Genomic DNA, 17,742 nt, shown 5'->3' on the forward strand with positions numbered 1-17,742 from the left:
GTTTTCTTTTCAGTGGGCTTGTTCGGCGGCGAGGTTGTCCAGCAGCAACTGGAAGGCCTGCACTGCGAGCTGGATGTCGTCGTTGGTGCTCGATTCGAGCGGGTTGTGGCTGATGCCCGAGTTGATGCCGCGCACGAAGAGCATGGCCTGCGGCATCACCTCGTGCAGCTTCATCGCGTCGTGGCCGGCGCCGCTGGGCATGCGAAAGAGCGGCACGCCGAGCGATTCCACCGCCTTTTCCCAGCGCTGCTGCCATTCGGGGGCGCTGGGCGCGGCGGCTGCACGCATGGCCTCCTCGATGACGAAGCGCACGCCGCGGCGATCGGCAATCTCCTGCAGCGCGGCCAGCACGTCGCGCACCACGGCGTCGCGCTGCGGATCGTTGGGTGCGCGGATGTCCAGGCTGAATTTGCAGCGCCCGGGCACCACGTTGATCGAGCCGCTCGGCACTTCGAGCATGCCCACGGTGGCCACGGAGTCGCCGTCCTTCGCCGCGCGCTGCTCGGCGAAGAGGATCAGCTCGGCCACGGCGGCGGCAGCATCGCGGCGACGGCCCATCGGCGTGGTGCCGGCATGGCTGGCCATGCCGATCATCTCGCCCACGTAGCGCACGCCGCCGTTGATGGAGGTGACGATGCCCAGGGGAATGTCGAGCTCTGTGAGTACCGGGCCCTGCTCGATGTGCACCTCGACGAAGCCGAGGTAGCGCGCCGGGTCGCGCTGGATCTTGGGAATTTCTTCTTCCTTCAGGCCCGCGTGCCGCATGGCCTCGCGCATCGTGATGCCGTCGGCGTCCTTCTGGTCGAGCCAGCGCTGGTCGAAGTGGCCGATGAGCGCGCCCGATCCGAGGAAAGTGGCCTTGTAGCGCTGGCCTTCCTCTTCGGCAAAGCCCACCACCTCGAATGCGAACGGCAGGCGCCGGCCCTGGCGCTTGAGTTCGCGCACGCAGGCTACGGCCACGAAGATGCCCAGTCGGCCGTCGTACTTGCCGCCGTTGCGCACGGTGTCGTAGTGCGAGCCGGTGAGCAGTGCCCTTGCATCGGGCGTGGCGCCTTCGTAACGGCCGACCACGTTACCGACCGCATCGATATGCACCGAGTCGAAGCCGCAATCGCGCATCAGGCCGGAAATTTGCGCGGCGCAGGCGCGGTGCGCATCGGTCAGGTAGGTGACGGTGAGCTGGCCCTTCTCGGCGTAGCCCGGGTCGGTGTGCACCGAGAGTGCTTCCTGCCAGTCCCACACGTCGTTGCCGAGAGAGACGTCGGCGCCGAACTTGTCGTCGAGCCGGATCTCGGCGATGCGGTGGATGTTGCGCAGCGCCTCGCCAAGCTCGAAGTCCGGGTGATGGTGCAGCCGGCGCTCGAAGGTGTCGATGATCTCGCGCTTCGAAAGCCCCGTGCCGCGCGGCCCGCGCACCGCCAGGATGAACGGAAAGCCGAACTTCGCGTTGTAGTCGGCATTGAGCTGCTGGATTTTTGCGAACTCTTCGGGCGTGCAGTCGGTGAGGCCGGCCTTGCCCTGCTCATGGGTCGATTCGGCCGTGAGCGTCTTGCTGACCATGGCCTTGCCCGCGAGCTCGGGGTGGGCGCGGATCAGCCCCAGCTTTTCGTCGGCCGAGGCCGCGGCCACCGCCCGCACGAGCGCATGTTTCAGGTGCGCGAGCGAGCGGAACGGGCGCGCCGCGAGCGCGCGCTCGGCGATCCACGGCGAATGTTCGTAGGTGCCGTCGAGCAGTGCCAGGGCATCGCCCGGCGCTGCTGCGTTCAGTTGGTCGAGGGTCAGGCTCATGACGGGTCTCCTGTGGCGGCCGGTTCGAAGGGATAGGCCTGCTTCCAGTGGCGCGCGATGTCCACGCGCCGGCAGACCCACACGTCCTCGTGCTGGCCGATGTGATCGAGAAAGCGCTGCAGCGCGGTGATGCGGCCGGGCCGCCCGAGCAGGCGGCAGTGCATGCCGATGCTCATCATCTTGGGGCTGTTGTCGCCTTGCGGGTCGCCTTCGGCATAGAGCGCGTCGAAGCTGTCCTTCATGTACTGGAAGAAGGGATCGGCGTGCGAGTAGCCCTGCGGCAGCGCAAAGCGCATGTCGTTGCAGTCGAGTGTGTAGGGCACGATGAGCTGCGGCACCACGGTGCCGTCGGTCTTCTGCACCTTCATCCAGAAGGGCAGGTCGTCGCCGTAGTAGTCGCTGTCGTATTCGAAGCCGCCGTAGTCGGCCACGAGGCGGCGCGTGCGCGGGCTGTCGCGGCCGGTGTACCAGCCCAGGGCGCGCTCGCCCGTGAGCTTTTCGATGGCTTCCATGCCCAGGCGCATGTGCTCGCGCTCGGTGGCCTCGTCGAGGTTCTGGTAGTGGATCCAGCGCCAGCCGTGGCAGGCGATCTCGTGGCCGAGTTCCTTGAAGGCCGCGGCCAGCTCGGGGTAGCGCTCGAGCGCCATGCCGACGCCGAACACGGTGAGCGGCAGGCCGCGCTTCTCGAACTCGCGCAGGATGCGCCAGACGCCCGCGCGCGAGCCGTATTCGTAGATGCCTTCCATGCTGATGTGCCGGTCCGGGAAGCTCGCCGGATTGAACATCTCGGAAAGGAACTGCTCCGAGCCCGCGTCGCCATGCAGCGTGGCGTTTTCGCCGCCCTCTTCGTAGTTGAGGACGAACTGCACCGCGATGCGCGCGCCACCCGGCCACTGGGCATGCGGCGGGTTGCGGCCGTAGCCGACGAGGTCGCGCGGGTAGGGCAGGGTGGTGTCGTAGACGGTCATAGGCTTTTCAGGACAGCGCCAAAGAGATGTCGTTGGTCGGCACCTTGCGATCGAAGGTCAGGTTGGCCTCGACGTGTTCCAGGTGTTCGGTCATGAGGCGCACGGCGCGCTCCTCGTCTCGCGCGGCCAGCGCCTTCACGATGTCGGCGTGCTCGTCATTGGAGTGCTCGGCGGCGCTGGTGCTCTGGTACATGAGCGTGATGAGGGCGCAGCGCGAGATCAGCTCGCCGAGGATCTGCGCCAGCACCTGGTTGCCCATGAGCTCGGCCATGCGCACGTGGAAGTCGCCGAGCAGCTCGGTGCGGCCCGAGATGTCCTCGCCCGACACCGCGGATTTTTCGAGCGCCACGTGCTCCTTGAGCGCCTTGATCTTGGCCGGCGTGACGGTACGCACGAACTCGCGCGTCATCTCGGCCTCGAGCATGCGGCGCACCGCGAACACCTGCCTGGCCTCGTCGACGGCCGGCGCTGCCACGAAGGCGCCGCGCGCGGGCTCCAGGCGGATGAGCTTGTTCTGCGAGAGCTGGAACAGCGCCTGGCGCACCAGCGTGCGCGACACGCCGAAGTGGTCGGCCAGCTTCTGCTCGGCCAGCTTGGTGCCGGGCTGCAGCCGGTGGTCGACGATCGCCTTGGTGAGCGCGTCGACGATCGAACGGGTGGTGGAGGACTCCATGTTTTTCATGATAGACCCAAAGGCGGTAACTGTATACACTTTTGTCCACCGGAATTTCCCGCAGCTGATCGACCTTCGAAGGAGCGCCCCATGGGCTTGAGCACTCACGTACTGGACACGATGCACGGCGGCCCCGCGGCCGGCATGGAGGTGGCGCTGTACACCACCCAAGGCGACGACGCCACGCTGGTGAAGCGCTTCACGCTGAATTCGGACGGCCGCAGCGACGCGCCGCTCTACGACAACCACTCGCTCGAGGTCGGCACCTACCGGCTGGTGTTCGACGTGGCGGGCTACTTCAAGGCGCGCGGCGTCACGCTGCCCGAGCCGAATTTCCTCAACAAGGTGTCGCTGGACTTCGGCGTGGCGCACACCGACCAGCACTACCACGTGCCGCTGCTCGTGAGCCCGTGGAGCTACTCGACCTACCGCGGGTCGTGATCGCCGGTCGCGTTCTCATGTGGCGACTGATGTCTTTTCGTGGAACACCGCGGAACCGGCTTTGCCGGGCCGCTGGTGTTGCCCCCGGCGAGGGGATTGGCGAAGCGACACGAAGTGCGCGAAGACTGGGGGTGAGCCTAATCCCCCTGCTGCTGACCTTCCGTCAGCGTATCGAGCTGGAAGCGCCCGCTCTTGTCCCACAGCCAGGTGTCAGTCCAGGTGACCGGGCCGAGGCGGGTGGCGGCGGGGAAGGGCGCGGCCTGCAGCACGGCGCGTTCGATTTCGGCGATGACCTCGGGCGCATGCTTGGGGGCGCGCATCCAGTGCATCGACACCACCTTGCCGCCGGCATCGAGGTTCACCTGCAGCGTGCCCACCGCATAGAGCAGCGGCGGCAGCTGGCCGCCGTAGATGCGCGAGCGGTTGATCTCGTAGATGTGGCGCGCGGCATCGCGGCGGTAGTCGCGCGCGGTGGCCGCGTTCGACGCGCGCGGCGCGGGGCCGCTGGCGCTGCGGTCGGCCGTGGCCCCGCTCAGCTGGCCGGGCACCGAACCGGTGGTGCCGCATCCGGCGATCCAGAGGGCGCAGAGGGAAGAGGCCAGGAGGGCGAGGTGGCGCGGCGTAAGCTGACGGTTCATCGCCGGGTTTATACAGTGAGTCACGCGCACCCCCGCAACCGAAGGTATCGAGAATGAACGGCTTGGTCGATCAGCTGCTGGCGCGCCTGGCCCGCGAAGACGCGGTGCTGGTGCGCGTCGAATCCACGCAGGGCTCGGCGCCGCGCGAGGCGGGCACCTGGATGGCGGTGTGGGCCGAAGGGCTCACGGGCACCATCGGCGGCGGGCAGCTCGAGTTCCAGGCAACGCAGGAAGCGCGCGAACTGCTCGCGGGGCGGCGCGCGATCGACGGCATCGAGCGCTACCCGCTCGGCCCGAGCCTGGGCCAGTGCTGCGGCGGCGTGATGCTTCTCTCTTACCGGCGCATCACGGCGGCCGATGTGCCAGAGCTGCAGCGCGAACTGGTCGCACAACTCCAGCCCGTGGCGCTGTTCGGCGGCGGCCACGTGGGCGCCGCGCTCGCGCGGCTGCTGGCCACCCTGCCGTTTTCGGTGCGCTGGATCGACAGCCGCGACGGCGTGTTTCCCGATGCGCTGCCGGCGCAGATCGAAACCGAGCATTCCGAGCCCGTGCAGGACGCCGTGGCCGGACTCGCGCCGGGCAGCCGCGTGCTGATCATGAGCTTCAGCCACGCCGAAGACCTGGACATCGTCATCGCCTGCCTCAAGCGCCTGCGCACGCATGGCGACCTGCCCTACATCGGCCTGATCGGCAGCAAGACCAAGTGGGCGACCTTCAGCCACCGGCTCGAGGTGCGCGGCTTCGGGCCCGACGAACTGGCGCGCATCACCTGCCCGATCGGCGTGCCCGGCATCACCGGCAAGGAGCCCGAGGTGATCGCCGTCGCGGTGGCGGCACAGTTGTTGCAATCACTGGGCTGAACAGGGTTTTCCCGGCGGCGACGCCTTCAAAAAAGCATCCCGCCACTTGCCAAAACTGTATACACTTTCGGTCCACAACAAGCCGCAGCGGAGCGAGGCCCATTTCATGGAGCCTGCGTTCGCGGCACTTTCTCTGCTTACAGCGCCCGCAGTGGTGAGCAGGCTGAAGAAACCCCTTCGCGACGCCCCCACGCGCCGGCGGGGTTGAGAGAGAGCACCACATGGAAAGCTATTACCTCGACTGGGCCAACCTGCTGCTGCGCTGGGTCCACGTCATCACCGCCATCGCCTGGATCGGCGCCTCCTTCTACTTCGTGATGCTGGACAACAGCCTCGAGAAGCCGCAGGACCCCGAGTCGCTCGACAAGGGCGTGGGCGGCGAGCAGTGGGCCGTGCACGGCGGCGGCTTCTACAACATGCAGAAGTACGCGCTGGCGCCCAAGAGGCTGCCGGACCACCTGCACTGGTCGTACTGGGAGAGCTACAGCACCTGGCTCACGGGCTTTGCGCTGTTCACCATGTCGTACCTGTGGAACGCCAGCACCTACCTGATCGACAAGTCGAAGATGGACTGGCAGCCCGGCGCCGCCATTGGCGTGGCGCTGGCCTTCTTCGTGGTGTTCTGGATGGTCTACGACGGGATCTGCCAGATCTTCGGCCGCCGCAAGAACGGCGACACCATCGTGGGCGTGCTGATCGCGCTCTTCATCGTGTTCGCGACCTGGCTCGCTTGCCAGTGGTTCGCGGGCCGCGCGGCCTTTTTGCTGGTGGGCGCGATGATGGCCACCACGATGAGCGGCAACGTGTTCTTCTGGATCATTCCGGGACAGCGTAAGAACGTGCAGGCATTGCGCGAAGGCCGGCCGGTCGACCCGGTGCACGGGCAGCGCGGCAAGCAGCGCAGCGTGCACAACACCTACTTCACGCTGCCGGTGCTGTTCGCGATGCTGAGCAACCACTACAGCTTCACCTACACGCACGAGTACAACTGGATCGTGCTGCTTCTCATCATGCTGGGCGGCGCGGCGATCCGGCAGTTCTTCGTGGTGCGGCACCGCTTCAAGCTCGGCAACGCGGGCAATCCGCTGCCCTATGCGCTGATCGGCATCGTGGTGCTGGGGCTCACCATCGTCTGGATGAAGCCCGAGCCGGTGGCAGCGCCAGTCGCCTCGGCAGCGGCGCCCGCCGTGGCATTCAAGGACGTGCAGAAGGTGCTCGAACAGCGCTGCTTCATGTGCCACGGCGAGGCCGTGCAGATGAAGAACGTGCGCGTCGACACGCCCGACCAGGTGGCGGCGCATGCGCAGGCCATCTACCAGCAGGTGGTGGTGACGAAGATCATGCCGATGAACAACGCGACCGGCATGACCGACGAAGAGCGCGCATTGATCGGCCGCTGGTTCCAGGCCGGCGCCAAGACCAACTAGGGCCTGTTAGCGCCATGGAAGGGGTCGCGAAGCTCGCCACGGCCCGCCCATCAAGGCGCGTGACGCCGTGCGTGCGTCCGCACGCACAAGGAGCGCAACGCCGAGGGGCGGGCTGTGGCGAGCTTCCCTGCGGGTTGCTTCGCCAAGGGGCCGTCTGCGGCGTTGCCCGCGCTTGCAAGGCCAAAGCCTTGCTGCGCCCGGGCGCCTTGCATCCAGCCCCTTGGCGAAGCAACGCGATCCCCTTCCATGGCGTTAACAGGCCCTAGATAGACCGCGGTCAAGAGAGCGGCCCGCCGTTCGCCGCACAATTGCCGGATGGAGACAAAGCAAGCCATGACCGCATCGAACCCTTCCTTCGGCCCCGCACCCGATCCGCGCGAAGCACCGCGCGCCTTCCTCGAACATCTCTACCGCGTGGCAGTGGACCGTGCGCTGCCGCTGTCCACGCTGGGCGCGCATCTGCCCAAGCCGCCCAAGGGCCGCACGCTGGTGCTGGGCGCCGGCAAGGCCGGCGGCTCGATGGTGCAGGCGCTCGAGGCCCTGTGGCCGGCCGATGCGCCGCTGTCGGGCCTGGTCGTCACGCGCTACGACCACATTCCGCCGCGCCCCGAGGGCGTGCCGCAGCGCATCGAGCTCGTCGAGGCCGCGCATCCGGTGCCCGATGCGGCCGGGCAGCAGGCAGCCGAGCGCATCCTCGCGCTCGCGCAAGGCCTCACGGCCGATGACCTCGTGCTGTGCCTGATCTCGGGCGGCGGTTCCTCGCTGCTGGTGCTGCCGGCCGAAGGCCTCACGCTGGCCGACAAGCAGCGCATCAACAAGCAGCTGCTCGACAGCGGCGCCGGCATCGGCGAGATGAACTGCGTGCGCAAGCACCTCTCGCGCATCAAGGGCGGGCGGCTGGCCGCGGCCTGCGCGCCGGCGCGCGTGGTCACGCTCACCATCAGCGACGTGCCGGGCGACGATCCGGCCGTCATCGCGAGCGGCCCGACGGTGCCCGACGCCACCACCTGCGCCGACGCGCTCGCCATCCTCGACCGCTACGGCATCGAGCTGCCGGCGCCGGTGCGCGCGCAGCTCGAGAGCGGCGAGCTCGAAACCCCGAAGCCCGACGATGCGGTCTTCAAGGGCCATGAAGTCCACCTGATCGCCACGCCGCAGCAGTCGCTCGAAGCAGCGGCCAGGGCGGCACGGGAGGCTGGCATCGAGGCGCACATCCTCAGCGACGAGATCGAAGGCGAATCGCGTGAAGTCGGCAAGGTGCATGCCGCGCTGGCACGCGCCGTGGCGCACCGCGGCCAGCCGTTCGCGCGGCCCTGCGTGATTCTTTCGGGCGGCGAGACCACGGTCACGATCCGCCCGCGCCAGCCCGGCCAGGCCAAGGGGCGGGGCGGGCGCGCCGGCGAACTGTGCATGGGCCTGGCCGGCGCCCTCATGGGCCAGCCGCAGGTCTGGGCGCTGGCCGCCGACACCGACGGCATCGACGGCGTGGAAGACAACGCCGGCGCCTTCGTCACGCCCGACACGCTGGCGCGCGCCACGGCCGCAGGAAAGAAACTGCCGGACCACCTGGACCGCAACGACGCCTACGGCTTCTTCGACGCCATCGGCGACCTGTTCGTGACCGGCCCTACCAACACCAACGTCAACGACTTCCGGGCGCTGCTGATCCTGTAGCGGCTGCAACGGCAAAAGGGGCCGGTTTCCCGGCGCCGGCGGGCTTCGCGAACTCGGGTTAATCTATGCACCCGGCGGCAATTTGCCGCCGGTGTCGCAAGCGCACCTTCCGGGTGCCGCGCCGCGCACCCAGATTTCCCCTTTTCATCATCCAGTCCTCGAAGGAAAAGTTCGCCATGACCGCCACCTACACCGACACCCGCCTGCTGATCGACAACGAATGGGTCGACGCCGCCGGCGGCAAGACGCTGGACGTCGTGAACCCGGCCACGGGCAAGGCCATCGGCAAGGTGGCGCATGCCAGCATCGCCGACCTCGACCGCGCCCTGGCCGCCGCCCAGCGCGGCTTCGAGACCTGGCGCAACACGCCCGCCAACGAGCGCGCCGCCGTCATGCGCCGCGCCGCCGGCCTGATCCGCGAACGCGCCCCGGAGATCGCCAGGCTGCTGACCCAGGAGCAGGGCAAGCCGCTGGCCGAGGCCAAGGGCGAGACGCTGGCTGCCGCCGACATCATCGAATGGTTCGCCGACGAAGGCCGCCGCGTCTACGGCCGCATCGTGCCTTCGCGCAACCTGAATGCGCAGCAGCTGGTGATCAAGGAGCCGCTGGGCCCGGTCGCCGCCTTCACGCCCTGGAACTTCCCCATCAACCAGATCGTGCGCAAGCTCGGCGCCGCGCTGGCCACCGGCTGCTCGTTCCTGGTGAAGGCGCCCGAAGAAACCCCGGCTTCGCCCGCCGCGCTGCTGCAGGCTTTCGTCGATGCCGGCATTCCGCCCGGCACCGTGGGCCTGGTGTTCGGCAACCCGGCCGAAATCTCGAACTACCTGATCTCGCATCCGATCATCCGCAAGGTCACCTTCACGGGTTCCACCCCGGTCGGCAAGCAGCTGGCCGCGCTGGCCGGCTCGCACATGAAGCGCGTCACCATGGAGCTGGGCGGCCACGCACCGGTCATCGTGGCAGAGGACGCCGACGTGGCGCTGGCGGTGAAGGCCGCGGGCGCCGCCAAGTTCCGCAACGCGGGCCAGGTCTGCATCTCGCCGACCCGCTTCCTGGTGCACAACAGCCTGCGCGAGGAATTCGCCCGCACGCTGGTCAAGTACACCGAAGGCCTGAAGCTCGGCGACGGCCTGGCCGAAGGCACGACCCTCGGCCCGCTCGCCAATGCGCGCCGCCTCACGGCCATGGCCCACGTGCTGGAAGATGCGCGCAAGAAGGGCGCCACCGTGGCGGCCGGCGGCGAGCGCGTCGGCGACACCGGCAACTTCTTCGCGCCCACCGTGCTGACCGACGTGCCGCTCGATGCCGACGTCTTCAACAACGAGCCCTTCGGCCCGATCGCAGCGATCCGCGGCTTCGACACGCTGGAAGAAGCGATTGCCGAAGCCAACCGCCTGCCGTTCGGCTTGGCCGGCTACGCCTTCACCCGGTCGATCAAGAACGCGCACCTGCTGAGCCAGAAGCTCGAACTCGGCATGCTGTGGATCAACCAGCCCGCCGCGCCTTCGCCCGAGATGCCCTTCGGCGGCGTGAAGGATTCGGGCTACGGCTCGGAAGGCGGCCCGGAGGCGCTCGAGGCCTACCTGAACACCAAGGCCGTATCGATCATGAGCGTGTAGGCGGCTCAGTCGTCTGCACTGGCGTTCCAGAAGGCTTGCTGGACGCCGTCCAGCGCCTCGAGGTCCGCAATCACCTGGTCGAGCTCCTGCGGCTCGACCGCGGTGGCGTACAGCGTGGCCTCGATCTCCGTGTCGGCGGGCCCGAAGGCGTGCTGGTCGACATCGCGCACCGGGTAGTTCGCGGCTTCGAGCAGGAGCAGCAACTGGTCCATCACCTCGGGCCGCGCTGCGCGCGAGCAGATCACCCGCACGGTGTAGGTGGCTTCGCTCGATTCTTCCTTGATCGGACGCCGGTTGATGCGGTTGACCACCGGCAGCAGCAGCGTGTTGCTGGCCAGCACGAACAGCGCCGCAATCGCCGCTTCACCGATCAGGTCGGCGCCCGCGCAGGCGCCTACCGCCGCCGATCCCCACAGCGTGGCCGCCGTGTTCAGGCCCGTGATGTTGGTGCCCTCTTTCATGATCGCGCCCGCCCCCAGAAAGCCGATACCCGACACCACGTAGGCCGCCACATGCACGGCCCCATCGTGGCCATGCAGCCGGTTCGCCATGTCGACGAACACCGCCGCCCCCACCGCCACGAGCGTGTTGGTGCGCAGCCCCGCGGCGCGCTGCCGGATCTGGCGCTCCAGGCCGATCAGCGAGCCGAGCGCGAAGGCGACAGCCACGCTGACGAAGGTGTCCAGCAGCGAGAGAAGGTTGAAGTTTTGAATGGCTTGCATCCGGGGTGTCCTTCGGTATTCGCAGCAGTTTGCGGGTTGGGGGTGTCATTGATGTGTAGAGCAGTACCGGTGGCCTGTGCACGCGCCCCGAACAGCGGCGCCAAAACATCATTGCCACCCGAACCGCCGCGCATACCACCCCTTGACCGCCTGCGTGAGCGCCGCATAGCCCGCCAGCATCGCGGCCAGCCACGGAAAGTAGGCCAGCGGGAGCGCCTGCAGCCTGAAGTAGTGCGCGAGCCGCCCCATCGGCAGCCAGATGCCCGCCGCGGCAATCGCCGCGCCCATTGCCAGCAGCGGCCAGGCCGCGCGGCTTTGCAGGAACGGGATCTTGCGGGTGCGGATCAGGTGCACGATCAGCGTCTGCGACAGCAGCCCCTCCACGAACCAGCCCGACTGGAACAACGCCTGGTGCGCCACCGTATTGGCCGAAAAGGCAAACCACATCACGGCGTAGGTCAGGATGTCGAACACCGAGCTCAGCGGCCCGAAGAACAGCATGAAGCGGCCCAGCTCGGCCGGGTTCCAGCTCTGCGGCTTGTGCAGGAACTCGGCGTCCACGTTGTCGAACGGAATCGCGATCTGCGACACGTCGTACAGCAGGTTCTGCACCAGCAGATGCAGCGGCAGCATCGGCAGGAAGGGCAGGAATGCGCTCGCCACCAGCACCGAGAACACGTTGCCGAAATTCGAGCTCGCGGTGAGCTTGATGTACTTCAGCATGTTGGCGAAGGTGCGGCGGCCTTCCACCACGCCCTGCTCCAGCACCATGAGGCTCTTCTCGAGCAGGATGATGTCCGCCGATTCCTTGGCCACGTCCACCGCGCCGTCCACCGAGATGCCGATGTCGGCCGCACGCAGCGCGGGCGCATCGTTGATGCCGTCGCCCATGAAGCCCACCACGTGCCCGTTCGCATGCAGCGCACGCACGATGCGCTCCTTGTGCGCGGGCGTGAGCTTGGCGAACACCTGGTGCCGCTCGACCAGCGTGCGCAGGCCGGCGTCGTCCAGCCCGTCGATCTCGCGGCCCGGCACGACGCGGCCGGCCTCGATGCCCACGTCGCCGCAGACCTTGCGCGCCACCAGCTCGTTGTCGCCCGTCAGCACCTTCACCGCCACGCCGTGCTCGGCCAGTGCGCGCAGCGCGGGCGCGGTCGATTCCTTCGGCGGATCGAGAAAGGCGACGTAGCCCAGCAGCGTGAGCGCCGTTTCGTCGGCCACGCCGTAGGCCACCTGGGCCTGACGCTGCGCCCCGGCGGCCAGCACGCGGCTGGCCACGGCCACCACGCGCAGGCCCTGGGTGTTGAGCTCCGACGCGATGCCATGGATGCGTGCGAGCAGATCGGCGTCGAGCGGCAGCACCTCGTCGCCGCGCTCGACCGAGGTGCAGACCGAGAGAATCTCTTCCAGCGCGCCCTTGCAGACCAGCAGGTGCTCGCTGCCGCCGTTCTCCACGACCACCGACATGCGGCGGCGCGCGAAGTCGAAGGGCACTTCGTCGATCTTGCGCCAGGCCGTCTGCAGCCGCGTCTCCAGCTGCATTTCGGCATGGTTCAGCACGGCCTTGTCGAGCAGGTTCTTGAGGCCCGTCTGGTGAAAGCTGTTCAGGTAGGCCATCTGCAGCACATGGTCCGAGGCTTCGCCCCAGGCGTTGGTGTGACGCTCCAGCACGATGCGGTCCTGCGTCAGCGTGCCGGTCTTGTCGGTGCACAGCACGTCCATGGCGCCGAAGTTGTGGATGGCCTCCAGCCGCTTCACGATCACCTTCCGGCGCGACATCACGACCGCGCCCTTGGCCAGCGTGGCGGTCACGATCATCGGCAGCATCTCGGGCGTGAGGCCCACCGCGATCGACAGCGCGAACAGCGCCGCCTCCCACCAGTCGCCCTTGGCCACGCCGTTGATCACCAGCACCAGCGGCGCCATCACCAGCATGAAGCGGATCAGCACCCAGCTCACGCGGTTGATGCCGGCCTGGAACGCGCTGGTGCCCTGGTCGGCGGCGGTCACGCGCTGCGCCAGCGCGCCGAAGAAGGTGCGATTGCCTGTGTGCACGATGAGCGCGGTGGCGGTGCCGCTGACCACGCTGGTGCCCATGAAGAGCAGGTTCTCGCGCTCGAGCACGCCGGCTTCGGGGCCGCCGTGGTCGATGCAGAACTTCTCCACGGGCATCGCCTCGCCCGTCAGCGCCGACTGGCTGATGAACAGGTCCTTGGCGGCGAGCAGCCGGCAGTCGGCCGGGATCATGTCGCCGGCCGAGAGCGCGATCACGTCGCCCGGTACCAGCTCGCGCATCGGCACTTCGATGCGCAGCGCGCCCACGGCGCCGGGGGCGGGCCGCAGCACTGTGGCCGTGTTGCTCACCATGGCCTTGAGCCGCTCGGCCGCCTTGCTGGAGCGCGACTCCTGCAGAAAGCGCAGCACGGTCGACAGCCCCACCATGCTGCCGATCACGAGCGCGGCCTTCATGTCTTCCGTGATCCAGGAGATCAGCGCCAGCGCCGTCAGCAGCAGGTTGAAGGGATTGCGGTAGCACTGCCACAGGTGCACCCACCATGGCGGCGGCTGGTCGTGGCGCACCTCGTTGCTGCCGAACTGCTTGCGCAGCGCTTGCGCCTGGATTTCGCTCAGGCCCTGCGGCGAGCTGTGGAGTTCGAGGAGCACCGCGCCGGCATCGGTGCGCGACGCGGCCTGCAGTGCCTTCGAGATGTCTGGGGAGGTGCCGGCGGCGGCCGGGGCGATGCGCGGCCGTGCGGCGCGCGGCAGGTGTTCGCGGCGGATCATGGTTCTTCTCCTTCGGGCGCGGGCCGCGAAGGAGGGAACCGGCCGCCTCGTCAATCAGCGGGCAGGGATCCTCCGCGGCGCGGCGCGCCGGGTTGTGATGAAAGCAAATGGCATCGAATCAAGCAAAGAGTGGGGCGCGCTGCGGCGCAAGCGAGGGGCGGGGTCCATGGTGGCCTCCTGCGATGAAGATGATGCGGTTGCGGTGCTGCGCGGCGGCCGGCTCAGCGCTGCTTCGGACCGGCGTTCCGGTCGAGCAGCAGGAAGAAGCTGCGGATGCGCCGCGTGGTCCAGAGCGCCGCCGCCTGGTCCAGCGTCTCGTCGATGGCCGGCGCTGCGGCCGCATGGCCCTGGGCATGCGCCGAGGCGCCGCGAGCGCGCGGCTGCGCCTGCGGCGACGATGGTTGTTGCTGCTGTTGTTGCCGTTGCTGGCAGGAATGAAACTGACGCATGGCAAGGCTCCTTCGCGATGAAGGGCCTCGTGGCATGAGACCACCAAGCTGACTGAAAAAGTCAGCGACGAAAACAACGGGATCTGGAAGGGGGAGAGCCGCTTGCCAAAGGAGGCAAGGGGGTCGCACGCTGCGGGCACACTGGCCGCGGCGCGCAAGAAGCCTGCGCTACGGAGCCGGGTGTGTCACGCCTGCCAAAGCACGCGTCTTGTCACTGATCCAACTGGCACTGTCCACGCACGAGGCTCCGAAGTAAAGATATGGGATTGTTGCACTGCGTCATAGGGTCGTCAACCCATTGGCTCGGCACTGCGCAGGGCTATCGCGCCGCGCTGCAGCGCGCCCGCAAGGGGCCGCCGCGAAGCTCAGTAGCACTGGAACAGGACGCCGGATTCCGCGGGTGCCTTGCCGACCCAGCGCGGCGTCTGGCCCTTGGCGCTGCAATGGTCGGTGGCCTGCGTATACGTGGGTGCGCGCAGCACGCCTTCGCGGAAGGGCACCACCTGGTTGGGAGGTACGGAGCAGCCGGTGACGAGCAAAGCGAGCGGAAGAAGAGTGCGCCAGTTCATCGGGCCATTCTAAGACGTGGCCTCGTCGCAGAGCGCGCGGATCGCGGGTGGAATGGGCACCGCGCGGATGCCGCCGCCTTCGCGCCTTGCCGCGAAGATGCGCACCTCCTCGCATTCGAGGATCAGCTCGTCGCCGCGCAGTACGCGGTAGGTCTGCACGAAGCTCTTGTCGCGCCACTCGGTGACGCGCACCGCGATCTGCAGCGTGTCGCCGTAGCTCGCGGCCTTGATGAAGCGCGTGTGCGTGTCGACCAGCGGCGTGCCGATCACGCCCAGCGTGCGCGCCGTTTCTTCCCAGCGCGGCACGCCGCACTCTGCGAAGAAGTGGCGCGATGCCGCATCGATCCAGCGGAAGAAGTTGGGAAACCAGACGATGCCGGCGGGATCGCAGTCGCCGAACTCGACGCGCGCGGTGTAGGTGATTTCTTTGCTGTTGCTCATCAATTCATTTTCGCCGGCAGCCACGGGGCGATGCGCGCGCTCAATCCGCAACGATCCTGCGGTCGCGGATCAGCGCGCCGAAGCGCTGCGAATCGGCCGCCGCGCGCCGCTGGAACTCGGCCGGCGAACCCGGCAACGCTTCGCCGCCGAGCGAGGCGATGCGTTCCTTCACGGCCGGCAGCGCGAGCGCGCGGTTGATCTGCGCATTGAGCAGCGCCACCACTTCAGGCGGCGTGCCTGCGGGCGCGTAGAAGCCGAACACGGTGTCGGCGTCGAAGCCGCGCAGTCCGGCCTCGTCGAGCGTGGGCACCTCAGGGAACTGCGGCGAGCGCTGCGGGCTGCCCACCGCCAGCAGCCGGAGCTTGCCGGCGCGCACCTGCTGCAGGCCGATGCCCGGGTCGAAGGCGTAGTCGATCTGGCCCGCCAGCAGGTCCTGCAGCGCGGGCGCCGCGCCGCGGTAGGGCACGTGCAGCGCGAAGAGGCCGGCCTGGCTCTTGAACATCTCGCCCGCCAGGTGCGGCGAACTGCCGTTGCCCGGCGAGCCATACGACAGCTTGCCCGGGTTGGCCTTGAGGTACGCGATGAACTCGCGGATGTTGGTGGGCGGCAGCGCGGGCCTGGCCACCAGGAACACCAGCACGCGCGCGGCCGCGGCCACCGGCACCAGGTCCTTCGCGGGATCGAAGCTCATGCGCGAATACAGGTGAGGGTTCACCGACACCATGCCGCCCGAACTCATGAGCAGCGTGTAGCCGTCGGCCGGTGCGCGCGCCACCGCCTCGCCGCCGACGTTGCCGTTGGCGCCCGCGCGGTTCTCGATCACCACCGGTTGCTTGAGCGCCTCCTGCAGCGGCTGCGAGACGGCGCGTGCGATCTGGTCGGCGGCGCCGCCGGGCGGAAAGTTGACGACCACCTTGATCGGCTTGGCGGGCCAGGTGTCGGCATGCGCCTGTGCATGCGTGCAGGCCAGCAGCGCGCAGGCGGCGGTGAACAGCAGGCGTCGCCGCCAGGGAAGGGTGTGGTGGGGCATGTGTGTTGTCTCCTGGGTTGTTATGGAATCAGGGGCGGGCGCTGGTGGACGGCGGCCGCTTCATCCAGCGGATAGGCTGCGCCTGCACCGGCCGCGGCGCGGCGCCGTGGCGCACCAGCGCGGCGTCGAGCGCCTTGCCGCCCTCGTCGGCCAGGGCTGCTTCGCGCGCCGCGGCAATCGCTTCGGCGCGCGCTGGCGCGGCGAGCGTTGCATGGCCTGCGAGTTCGCCGATCATGTGCAGCAGGTTGTGCTTGCCGCGCTCGTTGGTGCTGCCATAGCCCTTGATGAGCCGCCCGCACAGCGCGAGCTCGTGGCCCAGTGCCCAGGCTTCGCGCGTGCCGGCCTCCACCGCCGTGAGCCAGCGTTCGATCAGCGCCTGTTCCTCGGCAAAGCGATGGCCGCGGCGGCGCAGCCACTTCAGCGATGACAAGAGGCGCAGCGAGGCCATGCCGGCCACCGAATGGCTGCCCACCTTCAGCGGCAGCGCCCAGGGCGCGAGGCCGCGTGCCTGCCTGCCGCGGTCCCACGCGGTGACGCGGCGCGCCAGGCCCGGCGGCAGCAGTGCGGCGAACTCGGCCGCGCCAGGCTTGAAGTGGTCGTAGACCTTCACGATGTCTTCATCGGCCGCCCGCACTTCCTGCCGCACGCGCTGTGCGCGGCTGGCACGGCCCTTGAGCGCGGCCACGCGCACGATGTCGTCGAAGGCCATCCACAGCGCGAGCCAGCGCGCGGCCTCGCGGGTGATGGCAAAGCCCTGCGCGCCGGCCGGGTCGGCGGCGCGCTCGGCATCGAGCACCTTGGCCAGCCGACCTGCATAGAGCTCGGCGTAGGCGGTGTCCTGGTAGTCGAGCACGCGCGCATGCCCGAGCGCAAGCATGCCGTGCACGGCCGGCGGAAAGCGCCGCGCCAGTTCGTCCGGCAAGGCGCGCGGCGGTGGCGGCGCGTCGCGGGTGTCGGCGGCCAGCACGCTGCTCACGAAGGCGGCCTGCGCGCGCGGCGTGCCCACGGCCTCGAAGCCCGCCGCAAAACCGCGCAGGCTGGCGGCGGCCATCTTGCCGAGCTTCTCGGGCGCGCGGGTGTCGCCGCCGCGCACCACGTGCTCATAGGCCTCGCGCGGGAACGGAAACAGGCCGCTGCCCGCGATGGCGCCGAGCATCACCGCGCTGACCACCGTGCCGGTCTCGCGCGCCATGGCGTTCATGTCGAACACATGGTGCTCGCGGCTGAAGGCCTTGACCACGTCGAGCAGTTGCTGCGCATCGGCGCGGCCGTCGCCGGGCTGCATGCGTTCGGCCGTGGTGAAGATGCGCGCCGACGAGCTGATGACCAGCGTGCGCAGCGGCGCGCTCATGCCGTTGCCGATCTGGCGCGCGGTCTCGAGCAGCTCCGACGACACGATGGCGTCGAGCGCGCCTGGCACCGGGCTCAGGCTGAACACCGGGCGCCGGCCGGCCAGCTGCGCGAGCGGCACCGGGAACACCTCGATGTAGTAGGTGGTGGCGCCGGTGCGCTGCGCCACGCCGGGGATCGACGTGCTCTGCGCCGCGTAGCCGGCATGGCGCGCGATGTCGACCAGCCATTCGGTGAGCATGCCGCCGCCTTCGCCGCCAAGGGCGCAGACGAGCAGGGAGATGGGGCGGTTCTGTTCCATGTCGTCTC

The 17,742-nt window shown here is 68.7% G+C and carries 16 protein-coding genes; 5 read left to right on the plus strand and 11 right to left on the minus strand.

The annotated features are described in order from the left end of the window. Positions 1-9: 9 nt before the first annotated feature. From uraD to L1081_RS01230, 3 genes are read right to left on the minus strand one after another with little or no spacing between them, the layout of a single operon-like run. Complete coding sequence (gene uraD, locus L1081_RS01220) at positions 10-1,788, minus strand: 2-oxo-4-hydroxy-4-carboxy-5-ureidoimidazoline decarboxylase (RefSeq protein WP_489414818.1); 1,779 nt, start codon at positions 1,786-1,788, stop codon at positions 10-12. Further along, entirely contained in the window at positions 1,785-2,756 is a 972-nt protein-coding gene (puuE, locus tag L1081_RS01225; protein WP_489414819.1) for an allantoinase PuuE, read from the minus strand. The genes uraD and puuE overlap by 4 nt, the downstream gene beginning before the upstream one ends. Before the next feature lie 7 nt (positions 2,757-2,763). Continuing rightward, positions 2,764-3,429, minus strand: a complete 666-nt coding sequence (locus L1081_RS01230; RefSeq protein WP_230537845.1) for a GntR family transcriptional regulator — start codon at positions 3,427-3,429, stop codon at positions 2,764-2,766. A gap of 90 nt (positions 3,430-3,519) precedes the next feature. Here L1081_RS01230 and uraH point away from each other — a divergent pair, with 90 nt between their 5' ends. Next, positions 3,520-3,870, plus strand: a complete 351-nt coding sequence (gene uraH / locus L1081_RS01235; protein WP_489414820.1) for a hydroxyisourate hydrolase — start codon at positions 3,520-3,522, stop codon at positions 3,868-3,870. A gap of 137 nt (positions 3,871-4,007) precedes the next feature. On the opposite strand, the gene L1081_RS01240 is transcribed toward uraH, so the two are convergent. Beyond that, positions 4,008-4,508, minus strand: a complete 501-nt coding sequence (locus L1081_RS01240; RefSeq protein ID WP_489414821.1) for a hypothetical protein — start codon at positions 4,506-4,508, stop codon at positions 4,008-4,010. 53 nt (positions 4,509-4,561) lie between these two features. On the opposite strand from L1081_RS01240, the gene xdhC reads away from it, so the two are divergent. The 4 genes from xdhC (at position 4,562) to L1081_RS01260 (ending at position 10,088) form a co-directional block, all read left to right on the plus strand. Further along, complete coding sequence (gene xdhC / locus L1081_RS01245; RefSeq protein WP_489414822.1) at positions 4,562-5,368, plus strand: xanthine dehydrogenase accessory protein XdhC; 807 nt, start codon at positions 4,562-4,564, stop codon at positions 5,366-5,368. Between the two features lie 221 nt (positions 5,369-5,589). Then, the gene (locus L1081_RS01250; RefSeq protein WP_489414823.1) at positions 5,590-6,795 is read left to right on the plus strand and encodes a urate hydroxylase PuuD; all 1,206 of its coding nucleotides are present in this window, start codon (positions 5,590-5,592) and stop codon (positions 6,793-6,795) included. A 333-nt stretch (positions 6,796-7,128) separates the two neighbouring features. Continuing rightward, complete coding sequence (locus tag L1081_RS01255) at positions 7,129-8,469, plus strand: DUF4147 domain-containing protein (protein ID WP_489414824.1); 1,341 nt, start codon at positions 7,129-7,131, stop codon at positions 8,467-8,469. 176 nt (positions 8,470-8,645) lie between these two features. After that, the gene (locus L1081_RS01260) at positions 8,646-10,088 is read left to right on the plus strand and encodes an aldehyde dehydrogenase family protein (RefSeq protein ID WP_489414825.1); all 1,443 of its coding nucleotides are present in this window, start codon (positions 8,646-8,648) and stop codon (positions 10,086-10,088) included. Positions 10,089-10,093: 5 nt separating this feature from the next. Here the strand turns inward: L1081_RS01260 and L1081_RS01265 are convergent, their stop codons facing one another. From L1081_RS01265 to L1081_RS01295, 7 genes are all read right to left on the minus strand, one after another. Further along, positions 10,094-10,810 carry an MgtC/SapB family protein gene (locus tag L1081_RS01265; protein WP_489414826.1) on the minus strand — a complete coding sequence of 239 codons (717 nt, stop codon included), beginning with the start codon at positions 10,808-10,810 and terminating at the stop codon, positions 10,094-10,096. 108 nt (positions 10,811-10,918) lie between these two features. Continuing rightward, positions 10,919-13,594: a magnesium-translocating P-type ATPase gene (gene mgtA, locus L1081_RS01270; protein WP_489414827.1), complete on the minus strand. Its 2,676-nt coding sequence runs from the start codon at positions 13,592-13,594 to the stop codon at positions 10,919-10,921. Between the two features lie 221 nt (positions 13,595-13,815). Beyond that, on the minus strand, positions 13,816-14,043 hold the full coding sequence (locus tag L1081_RS01275) for a hypothetical protein (protein WP_489414828.1): 228 nt from the start codon (positions 14,041-14,043) through the stop codon (positions 13,816-13,818). Positions 14,044-14,408: 365 nt separating this feature from the next. Next, positions 14,409-14,612, minus strand: coding sequence for a hypothetical protein (locus L1081_RS01280; RefSeq protein WP_319427222.1), 204 nt, complete (start codon positions 14,610-14,612; stop codon positions 14,409-14,411). A 9-nt stretch (positions 14,613-14,621) separates the two neighbouring features. Then, positions 14,622-15,053: a thioesterase family protein gene (locus L1081_RS01285; protein WP_489414829.1), complete on the minus strand. Its 432-nt coding sequence runs from the start codon at positions 15,051-15,053 to the stop codon at positions 14,622-14,624. A 40-nt stretch (positions 15,054-15,093) separates the two neighbouring features. Beyond that, complete coding sequence (locus L1081_RS01290) at positions 15,094-16,083, minus strand: tripartite tricarboxylate transporter substrate-binding protein (protein WP_489414830.1); 990 nt, start codon at positions 16,081-16,083, stop codon at positions 15,094-15,096. 28 nt (positions 16,084-16,111) lie between these two features. Beyond that, a complete protein-coding gene (locus tag L1081_RS01295) occupies positions 16,112-17,734 on the minus strand; it encodes an indolepyruvate oxidoreductase subunit beta family protein (protein ID WP_489414831.1) in 1,623 nt (540 codons plus the stop codon). Between the last annotated feature and the right edge of the window lie 8 nt (positions 17,735-17,742).

The sequence above is a fragment of the Variovorax sp. MSC1_012 genome, from assembly GCF_023667525.1.
Lineage (GTDB): Bacteria > Pseudomonadota > Gammaproteobacteria > Burkholderiales > Burkholderiaceae_C > Variovorax > Variovorax beijingensis_B.

Bases quoted from the DNA above. Each gene is read 5' to 3' on its own strand.
- L1081_RS01295 (WP_489414831.1), bottom strand. From the start codon at position 17,734: ATGGAACAGAACCGCCCCATCTCCCTGCTCGTCTGCGCCCTTGGCGGC.
- L1081_RS01280 (WP_319427222.1), bottom strand. From the start codon at position 14,612: ATGAACTGGCGCACTCTTCTTCCGCTCGCTTTGCTCGTCACCGGCTGC.
- L1081_RS01290 (WP_489414830.1), bottom strand. From the start codon at position 16,083: ATGCCCCACCACACCCTTCCCTGGCGGCGACGCCTGCTGTTCACCGCC.
- L1081_RS01240 (WP_489414821.1), bottom strand. From the start codon at position 4,508: ATGAACCGTCAGCTTACGCCGCGCCACCTCGCCCTCCTGGCCTCTTCC.
- uraH (WP_489414820.1), top strand. From the start codon at position 3,520: ATGGGCTTGAGCACTCACGTACTGGACACGATGCACGGCGGCCCCGCG.
- L1081_RS01255 (WP_489414824.1), top strand. From the start codon at position 7,129: ATGACCGCATCGAACCCTTCCTTCGGCCCCGCACCCGATCCGCGCGAA.
- puuE (WP_489414819.1), bottom strand. From the start codon at position 2,756: ATGACCGTCTACGACACCACCCTGCCCTACCCGCGCGACCTCGTCGGC.
- xdhC (WP_489414822.1), top strand. From the start codon at position 4,562: ATGAACGGCTTGGTCGATCAGCTGCTGGCGCGCCTGGCCCGCGAAGAC.
- L1081_RS01230 (WP_230537845.1), bottom strand. From the start codon at position 3,429: ATGGAGTCCTCCACCACCCGTTCGATCGTCGACGCGCTCACCAAGGCG.
- L1081_RS01260 (WP_489414825.1), top strand. From the start codon at position 8,646: ATGACCGCCACCTACACCGACACCCGCCTGCTGATCGACAACGAATGG.
- L1081_RS01250 (WP_489414823.1), top strand. From the start codon at position 5,590: ATGGAAAGCTATTACCTCGACTGGGCCAACCTGCTGCTGCGCTGGGTC.
- L1081_RS01265 (WP_489414826.1), bottom strand. From the start codon at position 10,810: ATGCAAGCCATTCAAAACTTCAACCTTCTCTCGCTGCTGGACACCTTC.
- L1081_RS01275 (WP_489414828.1), bottom strand. From the start codon at position 14,043: ATGCGTCAGTTTCATTCCTGCCAGCAACGGCAACAACAGCAGCAACAA.
- mgtA (WP_489414827.1), bottom strand. From the start codon at position 13,594: ATGATCCGCCGCGAACACCTGCCGCGCGCCGCACGGCCGCGCATCGCC.
- uraD (WP_489414818.1), bottom strand. From the start codon at position 1,788: ATGAGCCTGACCCTCGACCAACTGAACGCAGCAGCGCCGGGCGATGCC.
- L1081_RS01285 (WP_489414829.1), bottom strand. From the start codon at position 15,053: ATGAGCAACAGCAAAGAAATCACCTACACCGCGCGCGTCGAGTTCGGC.